Genomic DNA, 8,480 nt, shown 5'->3' with positions numbered 1-8,480 from the left:
GATCCCAAACGACGACCACAACCGGCCTACAACCGACGCACCCTACGACTCGACAGTGTCGCTGCCTGAAACTGGCTTACCCACAACGACTTTCCGACCCTTGCACCCGGTCCGCCGGGACCGCAACTGTTCCTTGAGAATTTCATAGGCGCCCGGCCCTGGCACGTGGGTTCTGGTGCCGACGCAGGTCCGTCACCTCCGCCCTAGAGCCCGGCCGGGTTGTCCTCACCAAGCCGGGGCGGGGCGGCCCGATACGACGCAGGCGTAACGCTCATCCGGACGGGATTGGCGATCTGTGTGATCGGTGTATCGCGACGAGGATCGTCGATTTCGACGGTCGGTCCGAGGCCGAGCCGCTGCGCCAGGGCCACCGCGTCGGCGATGTCGTTGAGCGGCCCGCACGGCACGCGGCGGGCGGTGAGGATCTCGAACCACCCGTCGGCGGTGTCGACGGCGAGGGCATCGGCGAGGATCAGCGTCAGCTCCTCGCGATGGGTGACGCGCGCCTCGTTCGTCGAAAAGCGTTGATCCGCTGCGAGTTCGGGCATTCCGAGGACCTCGGCGAGGGCGGCGAACTGCCGGTCGTTGCCAACGGCGAGCACCAGCGGACGGTCGGAGGCGGCGAACACCTCGTAGGGCGCGATACTCGGATGCCGATTCCCCATGGCGTGCGGCACCACCCCGGCGGTCACATACGCCGACGACTGATTGGCCAGTGCAGAGATGAGCGACGACAGCAGATTGACCTCGATCCGCTGTCGTTTTCCGGTGCGCTCCCGATACCGCAGGGCGGCAAGGATTCCCACCGCCGCATGCAGACCGGTGATGACGTCGACCACCGCGACACCGACCTTGGTCGGGGTGTCGGCGTCAGGTCCGGTGATGCTCATCAACCCGCCGACGGCCTGGATGAGCAGGTCGTAGCCGGGGAGCTGATTGTCGCCGCCGAAGCCGGTCACCGAGCAGTAGACGATCCCCGGATTTTGTTGGGCCACCTCGTCGTATCCGAGGCCGAGGCGGTCCAGCGTGCCGGGAAGGAAGTTCTCGACGAGCACGTCGGCGCGCTGCACCAGCTCGCGGGCCGCGGCCGAGCCGGCAGGATCGGTGAGGTCGAGGGCAACGGACTTCTTGTTGCGGTTCACCGACAGGAAGTACGACGAGTCGTCGCCCACCCAGGGCGGCCCCCAGCTGCGGGTGTCATCACCGGTGGCCGGACGTTCCACCTTGATGACCTCGGCACCGAGATCGGCCAGCAGCATGGTGGCGTACGGGCCCGCCAGGACGCGGCCGAAGTCGGCGATCACCAGGCCGTCCAGCGCACCGGGCGCCGGCCGGGCGCCGGCGTCACTCACCGGAATGCATCCGACCCGGTCAATGCCTTGCCGATGGTCAGCTGATGGACCTCCGAGGTGCCCTCGTAGGTGAGCACCGACTCGAGGTTGTTGGCGTGGCGGATCACCGGGTACTCCAGCGTGATCCCGTTGGCGCCCAAGATGGTCCGGCATTCACGCGCGATCGCGATGGCCTCCCGGACACTGTTGAGTTTGCCGGTGCTCACCTGTTCGGGCCGGATCTCGCCGCGGTCCTTGAGCCGGCCGAGATGGTAGGCGAGCAGGTGACCCTTGCCGACCTCGAGGGCCATGTCGGCGATCTTGGCCTGGGTGATCTGGTATGCCGCAAGGGGTTTGTCGAAGACCGCGCGGGACTGCGCATAGTCGACGGCGGCCTCGAGGCAGTCGCGCGCCGCACCCATCGCGCCGAAGACGATGCCGAAGCGGGCTTCACCCAGGCTGGTCAGCGGTCCACGCAGACCGGCCGCCTCCGGCAGCATCGCCGACGCGGGCAGCCGCACGTCCTCCAGCACGAGCTCGGAGGTGACCGATGCACGCAGCGACATCTTCTTCCGGATCTCCGGGGCCGAGAAGCCCGGGGTGTCGGTCGGGACGATGAAACCGCGGATGCCGCGCGGCGATTCCGCCAGATCGGTCTGCGCCCACACCACCGCGACGTCGGCGATCGACCCGTTGGTGATCCACATCTTGGTGCCGGACAGCACCCAGTCGTCGCCGTCACGTTTGGCGTTGGTGCGCATACCTGCAGGGTTCGACCCGAAGTCGGGCTCGGTCAGCCCGAAGCAGCCGATCACCTCACCGGCGGCCATGCGCGGCAACCACTCCTGCTTCTGCTCCTCGCTGCCCCAGTGGTGGATCGAGAACATCGCGAGCGAACCCTGCACCGACACCAGGCTGCGGATTCCGGAATCGACGGCCTCGAGTTCCAGACAGGCCAGCCCGTAGGCGGTCGCGCTCGTGCCCGGACAGCCATAGCCCTCCAGATGCATGCCCAGCGCACCGAGTTGGCCGAGTTCGCGCGCGAGTTCGCGCGCCGGCAGCCGGCCGTCGTCGAACCAGTCGGCGATGTGCGGCCGCAGCCGCTGGCTGCCGAACTCGCGGACGGTGTCGCGGATGGCGATCTCGTCGGCGTCGAGCAACGAATCGAGTGCGAACAACTGCGTGATGTCCTGGGCGGGCATGTGCATCCTCCTGGCGAATGCGAAGGCGTGGGGCGGCTCTTCGGGAGAACCTTGCGATGTGGCTCGCATCACGCACGCTATGTCCCGTCGGCACCATGGTCAACGCCGGGTGCCCGCCCCACCGCGGACCGGAGGCTCAGGGCTGGGCCGGGGCGACGATGTTGAAGGTCAGCGGCGCCGACTCCTTCTCGCCGATCTTGCCGATCGCCTGGTAGGAACCCGGTGCCACCGGGTTGCGTGGCTTGTCGCAACCCGGGTTGCTGGTGGTGCCCGACCACGTGATGGTGTCCTTGACCTGCTGCTGCGGTTGCAGGACCTGATTGTTGACGGTGTTGATCTGGGCGCAATCGCGGGCCGCCCACAGGGTGCGCGTGCCGTCGAGGGTGCGCACGATGACGTCCTGAGACGCCTTGCCGACGTCGCGTGCGCACGCACTGAGCCCGGCGTTGGTGACCACCAGGGTGAACACCGGCTGGCTGCCTGTCGTGTACGTCGGCTTGTCGGTGTAGAGGACGACCGCGATGGAATTGTCCGGACACAGCGGCACATTCGCGTTGGCCGGGTTCACGCCCGGCGGCGGCGGAGGCGCTGCCGAATCCGATGGGGACGCACTGCTCGAGGCCGCGCCACTCGGAGCGGTGCTACTGCCTGCTGAACCGCCGGCCGGCGCACCGCCACCGCCGGACCCACCACCGGACGGGGCCTGCGACGGGTCGACGGACGGGTTGGGCGTCGCGGTCGACGGCGTCGTCGACGACGAACTCGCCTTGCTCGCGGTGTTCGACGGGTTGCCGCCACCGCCGGACTGCGCCCACACGACCAGACCCACCACAACGGCCAGCACCACAACCAGCACTCCGCCGGCGACGATGCGGCGTCGCCAATAGATCTCAGGTGGGAGTGGCCCTTGCGGTTCGATCACGCCCCAACGCTAACGGCCCCACCGACCGCCTCCGGCGAGGTCGGTCGGCGTGTCGCATGAATCTTGCGGCCGGGGTGAGGTAACGGGCGCGGCCCACCCGCCCGGTGCGGCCTCAGGCCGACTCGGCGTCGGGAATCTCCTGCGGATTCGCCACCGGAAAGACCGACTGATCGCCGACGCCGATGTCACCGAAGACCCCGCGCAACTGGACCGCACCCTCGTCGAGCGCATACGTCAGACCGACGATGGCCAGCTTTCCGCTCGCCACCCGATCGGCGATGATGCGGCTGCGCTGCATCAGCAACTGACCGGTTTCGACGACGTGGCGGGCCTCGAACTCGTCGACCCGGCGCAGGCCCTCGCTGCGGCCGGCGAGAATGCTGGGGGTGACGCGTTCGACGATGTCGCGGATGTAGCCACCCGGAATCTGCAAGTTGTCGAGCGCGTCGAGGGTGGCTGCGATTGCGCCGCAGCTGTCGTGGCCCAGAATCACGATCAGCGGCGCCTCGAGCAGGTCCGCGCCGTATTCGAGGGAGCCCATCACCGCCGAATCGAGGACGTGCCCTGCGGTGCGGATGACGAACATGTCACCAAGGCCCTGGTCGAAGATGATCTCGGCGGCCACTCGCGAGTCGCCGCAACCGAACAGCACGACCTGCGGATTCTGCCCACCGGCCAGCCGATGCCGGTCCTCGATACCCTGACTGGGATGTTTCGACTCACCGGCGACGAAGCGCCTGTTGCCCTCCAGGAGGATCTGCCATGCGCGTTTCGGGGTGAGTGCAGTCATGCGATCTAGTCTGCCACCGCCGGTGATCCTCCGATGGTTCGACCGCAACGAACGCGACCTGCCGTGGCGCGAACCGGGTCTGTCGGGCTGGCAGATCCTGATCAGCGAGATCATGCTGCAACAGACACCGGTGTCCCGGGTGGTCGGGCCGTGGCGGGAATGGGTACATCGGTGGCCGACGCCGTCGGCGATGGCGGCGTCGAGTCCGGCCGACGTGCTGCGGGCGTGGGGCAAACTCGGCTACCCGCGGCGCGCGCTGCGACTACACGAGTGCGCGAAGGTGCTCGCCGCCGACCACGACGACCGCGTACCGCAGGACGTCGAGACGATGCTCACCCTGCCCGGCATCGGCGACTACACCGCCCGCGCGGTCGCCTGCTTCGCGTACGGACAGCCCGTCCCCGTCGTCGACACCAATGTGCGGCGGGTGATCGCCCGGGCGGTACACGGGCGTGCCGAACCGGCGAATCCGTCGCGCTCTGATCTCGTCGACGCCGAGGCGCTGTTGCCGCGCACGCCCGGCGGCCGTCTCGCACGCACCGCGCCACGGTATTCGGCGGCGTTGATGGAACTCGGCGCCCTGGTGTGCACGGCGCGCAATCCGGGCTGCGTCGCGTGCCCGGTCACCGCCTGCACGTGGGTGTCGCTGGGCCGGCCGGCCCACACCGGCCCGCGCAGGCGCACCCAGAAGTTCGCCGGCACCGACCGCCAGGTGCGCGGACTTCTGCTGGATGTGTTGCGCGGCAGCGAAATCCCGGTCGAACGCAGCCGCCTCGACGTCGTCTGGGACACCGATCATCCCCAGCGTGACCGCGCACTGGATTCATTGCTCACCGACGGTCTGGTGGAACTCACCGCCGACGGCCGGTATTGCCTGGCCGGGGAGGGCGATTGACACGCAGCCCGAACACCCCGCCAAGCCGGACGATCGGCTGCTAACTTGTCCCGGTGACCGAACCGCCAAATGACGGACCCGACCTCAACAAACCGCAACCGCCGCCCGAGTATGGGCAGCAACCACCGCCGGGATACGGCCAGCAACCACCACCCGAATATGGGCAGCAACCACCTCCGGGGTACGGCCAGCCACCACCCCCGGGATACGGGCAGCAACCCGGGTACGGTGCGCCCCAATCCTTCACTCCGGCAGACGCTTACGGCGCTGCCGGGCCCGGCGCGCCCGTCGGCGGCCCGCCGCAGCAGTTGAACATCGGCGAGGCACTCAGCTGGGCGTGGGCCCAATTCAAGGCCAACCCGGGTCCGATGATCGTGCCGGGCCTGATCATGTTCCTGCTCGGCGGTGTGATCGTCGCCTTCGGCTTCGTGATCTCGGCGGCCTCGACGACCACCAAGACGGTCAGCAACGAGTACTACTCGTATGAGACCACCACCAGCAGCATCGGCGCGGGCAGCGTCATCCTCGGAATCGTGCTGTATCTGCTGATCTTCCTCGTCATCATGTACCTGTCGGCGTCGATGATCACCGGTGCGCTGCGCGTCGCCGACGGGCAGCCGGTCACCGTGGCCACCTTCCTGAAGCCGGACCGCCTCGGTCCGGTCGTCGGTACCGCCATCGTCGTCGGCCTGATCACCGCGGTCGGCCTGGTGCTCTGCATCATCCCCGGCCTGATCGCGATCTTCCTGCTGCAGTTCTCGATCTTCTTCGTCATCGACAGGCGGCTGTCACTCGGCGCGGCGATGAGCGCGTCGAGTCAACTGGCACGCTCGTCGGTATCGAATTCGCTGCTGACACTGGTCGTGGCTTACGTGCTCTCCTACATCGGCACGATCCTCTGCTACATCGGCCTCATCGTGACCTGGCCGCTGGGACAGCTGTTCTACGCCCACTGCTATCGCCGGCTCACTGGCGGTTATGTGGCGCCGGCACCCCAGTAGTCTCCGCGCCTGCAGATCACCGGCGCCCGCCGTCACCGCCATGGTGGCGGCGGGCGTAACTGCTTGTGGGCCGGCGCTATCGACGCTCTCCCGGCAGCGCCGACAAGAACGCCTCCACCGCCCCGCGGTAGAAGCCGGGGGCGTCGTCGTGCACCAGATGCCCCGCCCCGCACGCAAGCACATGAGCCGCGAAATCGTTGTCCGACGCCATCTTTCGCATCTGCCCCGGCGGCGTGACCCCCGCCTGCGCCTCGATCAGCAGGCTCGGCACGCCGACGCGCCGCCATTGTGCCCCGAAGTCGCGTCGGCCCCATTCGTCGGCGATCGCGGTCCAGGTGCGCAGATCACCGTGCAACCGTCCGTCGTCGAAGGCGTCGTAGAAGTAGCGCCCGGCGACCGGACCGAACATCGCGACGGCCTCGTCGGGCGAGGCGAAGCGGTCCGGCCACGAGGAAAACCACGGCGTCCAGTTCTCGGTGGTGCGGCCCCGGAAGTCGGGTGCCATGTCCTCGACCACCAGCGCCGACACGAGTTCCGGATAGTCCGCGGCCACACACCACGAGTGCAGGGCACCCATCGAATGGCCGATCAGCACCGCCGGACCCAGATCGATCCAGGTGAGGATCTCGGCGAGATCGGCGACGAACCGTTCGGTCGAGATCTCGGCATCGTCGCGTTCGGCCGTGACACCGGCAACCGAGTGTGGGTCGGCACCGGTGTGGAAGGCCGCGTCGAAGGTGAAGACCCGCCCGTACCGACGCAACCACGGCACCTGACGCCGCCACGTGCGGCCGCGCCCCATCAGTCCGTGGACGAGCACGATCGGCCCGACGCCGAGTCCGGGATCGTCGACGCCCAGTCCGCCGTGGTCCAGCAGCCCCCGATCGACCACAACCTCCGACACAACCGACGACCTTACCCGGGACACCTTCTGACCACGACGAACACGGCCACCGACGGCGGGTGACTAGGCTGAGCACCATGGCAGTTGTGAAGATCAATGCAATCCATGTCCCCGAAGGCGCCGGCGCCGAGCTCGAGAAGCGCTTCGCCAACCGTGCGCACTCGGTGGACGGCTCCAAGGGCTTCCTCGGGTTCCAGTTGCTGCGTCCGGTCAAGGGCGACGACCGATACTTCGTGGTCACCCAGTGGGAGACCGAGGAGGACTTCCAGGCGTGGGCCGCCGGCCCGGCCCGCGAGGCCCACTCCGGCGAGCGCGCCAAGCCCGTCGCCTCCGGTGCCGACCTCCTCGAGTTCGAGGTGGTGCTCGACGCGAAGCCGAGCTCCTGACCTCGACCGGGCCTGATCTCTTCGCCGCCGCGGACCCGCGCGCGGCGCCCTTGTTCCCGCTCGGGGCGGCACTGCTCCCCGGGGAACAGTTGCCGCTGCGCATCTTCGAGCCGCGATACCGGCAGATGTTGCGCGACTGCCTGTCCGGTGACGGCACGCCCACCTCGGGCTTCGGTGTCGTGCTGATCGCCCGCGGGCGTGAGGTCGGCGGCGGTGACGTACGACATGACGTCGGCACCTTCGCCGACATCGACACCGTCGTGACCGAATCCGACGGCCAGGCCCAGCTGTCGTGCACCGGCGGCTGGCGGTTCCGGGTGATCGAATGGCTGCCCGACGCCCCGTATCCCCATGCACTGATCCGGCCGCTGCCCGAGCCGGCCGTCGACGACGCGTCGGTGCAACATCTGGTCGACATCGGTACGCGGATTCGCGCGCTCGTCGACGCGTCGTTGCAGGCCCGCGGACTCGAGATCGACGACGACGACGTGCCCCGCTTCGACGCCGCCGACCTCGCCGCGGTCGGAATCTTCGGGTGGGCGGCGCGCCTGCCCATCGGTCCCGCCGATCGTCAGGATCTGCTCGAAGCCGACGACTGGTCCGCCCGCTGCCATGTCTTCGACGAGGCGGTGACGACCCTCGAAGCCCGGATTCGCTTCGGCGCCTAGCAGTTTCGAGACTTCGGCGGCGCACCCGACACCCCAGAAAGAACTTCAAAGAAACTTTCGACTCGGGGTTGCTGATCGGATCTTTCGGGCGTAGACTCGTACACATGTTCTTGCGAACTTGTGTTCGCAAGCTTGCACCGGGGGGTGACAATGACAACGATCGATCTGCCGGCTCTTGCGCCGGATGAGCAGGTGGCGTTGTTGCATGCCCTCCTCGATCAGATGGGTTCGACGGATCTGACGCAGTGCTCCGACGAGACACTGCTGGAGGTCGCGGCAGCCAATGAACGCGCGATCAACAAGCTGACGTTTCAGGGTGACCGGCAGATCGTCGAGCTATCCGACCGGAATGCGGAGCGCCGGTTCGGGTTTCGGTCGGTG

Annotated in this window: 9 protein-coding genes and 1 pseudogene; 5 read left to right on the top strand and 5 right to left on the bottom strand. The window is 68.0% G+C overall.

The genetic code is table 11. The features are described from left to right. Positions 1-203: 203 nt before the first annotated feature. The 4 genes from ACLQ3C_RS21250 to ACLQ3C_RS21235 form a co-directional block, all read right to left on the bottom strand. A complete protein-coding gene (locus ACLQ3C_RS21250; protein WP_425707083.1) occupies positions 204-1,352 on the bottom strand; it encodes a CaiB/BaiF CoA transferase family protein in 1,149 nt (382 codons plus the stop codon). Beyond that, on the bottom strand, positions 1,349-2,533 hold the full coding sequence (locus tag ACLQ3C_RS21245) for an acyl-CoA dehydrogenase family protein (protein ID WP_425707082.1): 1,185 nt from the start codon (positions 2,531-2,533) through the stop codon (positions 1,349-1,351). Before ACLQ3C_RS21245 ends, ACLQ3C_RS21250 begins: the two co-directional genes overlap by 4 nt. Positions 2,534-2,669: 136 nt before the next feature. Continuing rightward, entirely contained in the window at positions 2,670-3,455 is a 786-nt protein-coding gene (locus tag ACLQ3C_RS21240; RefSeq protein WP_425707081.1) for a hypothetical protein, read from the bottom strand. A gap of 112 nt (positions 3,456-3,567) precedes the next feature. Beyond that, positions 3,568-4,245: a carbonic anhydrase gene (locus ACLQ3C_RS21235; RefSeq protein WP_425707080.1), complete on the bottom strand. Its 678-nt coding sequence runs from the start codon at positions 4,243-4,245 to the stop codon at positions 3,568-3,570. On the opposite strand from ACLQ3C_RS21235, the gene ACLQ3C_RS21230 reads away from it, so the two are divergent. Further along, positions 4,244-5,140, top strand: coding sequence for an A/G-specific adenine glycosylase (locus tag ACLQ3C_RS21230; protein ID WP_425707079.1), 897 nt, complete (start codon positions 4,244-4,246; stop codon positions 5,138-5,140). The two genes, ACLQ3C_RS21235 and ACLQ3C_RS21230, sit on opposite strands and share 2 nt — an antisense overlap. A 53-nt stretch (positions 5,141-5,193) precedes the next feature. Further along, on the top strand, positions 5,194-6,141 hold the full coding sequence (locus ACLQ3C_RS21225; RefSeq protein WP_425707078.1) for a hypothetical protein: 948 nt from the start codon (positions 5,194-5,196) through the stop codon (positions 6,139-6,141). 76 nt (positions 6,142-6,217) lie between these two features. Here ACLQ3C_RS21225 and ACLQ3C_RS21220 read toward each other — a convergent pair whose 3' ends face one another. Beyond that, positions 6,218-7,045 carry an alpha/beta fold hydrolase gene (locus tag ACLQ3C_RS21220; RefSeq protein WP_425707077.1) on the bottom strand — a complete coding sequence of 276 codons (828 nt, stop codon included), beginning with the start codon at positions 7,043-7,045 and terminating at the stop codon, positions 6,218-6,220. 77 nt (positions 7,046-7,122) lie between these two features. Here ACLQ3C_RS21220 and ACLQ3C_RS21215 point away from each other — a divergent pair, with 77 nt between their 5' ends. The 3 genes and pseudogenes from ACLQ3C_RS21215 to ACLQ3C_RS21205 all read left to right on the top strand — a co-directional run. Beyond that, on the top strand, positions 7,123-7,431 hold the full coding sequence (locus ACLQ3C_RS21215) for an antibiotic biosynthesis monooxygenase family protein (protein ID WP_425707076.1): 309 nt from the start codon (positions 7,123-7,125) through the stop codon (positions 7,429-7,431). Between the two features lie 50 nt (positions 7,432-7,481). Beyond that, positions 7,482-8,099 carry an LON peptidase substrate-binding domain-containing protein gene (locus ACLQ3C_RS21210; protein WP_425707075.1) on the top strand — a complete coding sequence of 206 codons (618 nt, stop codon included), beginning with the start codon at positions 7,482-7,484 and terminating at the stop codon, positions 8,097-8,099. 150 nt (positions 8,100-8,249) lie between these two features. After that, positions 8,250-8,480, top strand: a pseudogene (locus tag ACLQ3C_RS21205) (HNH endonuclease); the annotation flags it as partial.

It is taken from the genome of Gordonia sp. DT30 (assembly GCF_049844915.1).
Taxonomy (GTDB): domain Bacteria; phylum Actinomycetota; class Actinomycetes; order Mycobacteriales; family Mycobacteriaceae; genus Gordonia.
Note: the sequence above shows the minus strand (reverse complement) of the source record. Positions and strands in the feature narration are given on the sequence as shown.

Excerpts from the sequence above, each read along its gene's own strand:
- ACLQ3C_RS21245 (WP_425707082.1), bottom strand. The coding sequence starts at position 2,533 with ATGCCCGCCCAGGACATCACGCAGTTGTTCGCACTCGATTCGTTGCTC.
- ACLQ3C_RS21235 (WP_425707080.1), bottom strand. The coding sequence starts at position 4,245 with ATGACTGCACTCACCCCGAAACGCGCATGGCAGATCCTCCTGGAGGGC.
- ACLQ3C_RS21215 (WP_425707076.1), top strand. The coding sequence starts at position 7,123 with ATGGCAGTTGTGAAGATCAATGCAATCCATGTCCCCGAAGGCGCCGGC.
- ACLQ3C_RS21230 (WP_425707079.1), top strand. The coding sequence starts at position 4,244 with ATGCGATCTAGTCTGCCACCGCCGGTGATCCTCCGATGGTTCGACCGC.